The following is an 829-nucleotide window of genomic DNA, read 5'->3' on the forward strand; positions in this document are numbered from 1 at the left end:
ATACATGACTTTATCTGTTTATCGTTAAAAATGAAAACACCCCGCAAGGATTGCCTTACGGGGTGCTGTGTAAATCTTATCATGGTCAGTTTTCTCTTAGGGTGATTTCATCCAGATGCAGACGCTTGAAACAACTTTCGGCTGCCGCACTGTCCTTGAACCGGACATCGATACGTCCGTTCTTGTAGAATCGGATTTGCTCGGCATTGGTGGTCGTAAGGTCGTACCAGTCTGTGACAGAAATGTCGTTGTCATCAAAACGGATAATCATCTTTGAATTTCCATTCAGTATGTCATCCGCACCGTAGGCAATGCCGGCACACAGGGTTTCCAGTTCTCCGCCGTAGTTGTAGGAGATTCTGTTCCTTTGGTTGTATTGCATGGAAAAATCGTCGAAACGGATGATTTCGGGAAAGATTATCTTGTCCTTCTTCAACTCCGTCTTGACTTTGCTCCAGTATGCCGGTCTGACAACTTTGCTCAGGCGTGCGAGCAGTTCTTCCACGGCCGTTTCCCGGAAACTCTTGCCGCCCAAGTGTTCGATGACTACATCTACATATGTGTCATAAACAGGACGGAAGCCCATCGGAAGGGTCTTTTCGTCTATTTTATACTCAGGAACCGACACTTTGTAAGTCCTGTTGAAATAAGAAATGATGCGGTTCGCAAAATTCGCGTTGGCGTTTCGGTTCTTATCTACCAGATCGTTAATCAGGTCAAACGGTTTGAACTCGTTGTGTGAATAGTCTTCCCTGTCGTTATGGTAAGTGTAGAAATCACGCATGGAAACCTTGCCGTTTTCTTCGTAATGGAACTTACGTTCGGCTTG

The 829-nt window shown here is 45.5% G+C and carries 1 protein-coding gene; it reads right to left on the minus strand.

Features of this window, described 5'->3' with window-relative positions; translation table 11 throughout:
• Positions 1–85 precede the first annotated feature (85 nt).
• A partial coding sequence (locus ACESQI_RS24130) for a hypothetical protein (protein ID WP_373127381.1) occupies positions 86–829 on the minus strand: 744 nt, incomplete at its 5' end.

This window comes from Bacteroides sp. HPS0048 (genome assembly GCF_964240755.1).
In the GTDB taxonomy this organism is placed as follows: Bacteria; Bacteroidota; Bacteroidia; order Bacteroidales; family Bacteroidaceae; genus Bacteroides; species Bacteroides nordii.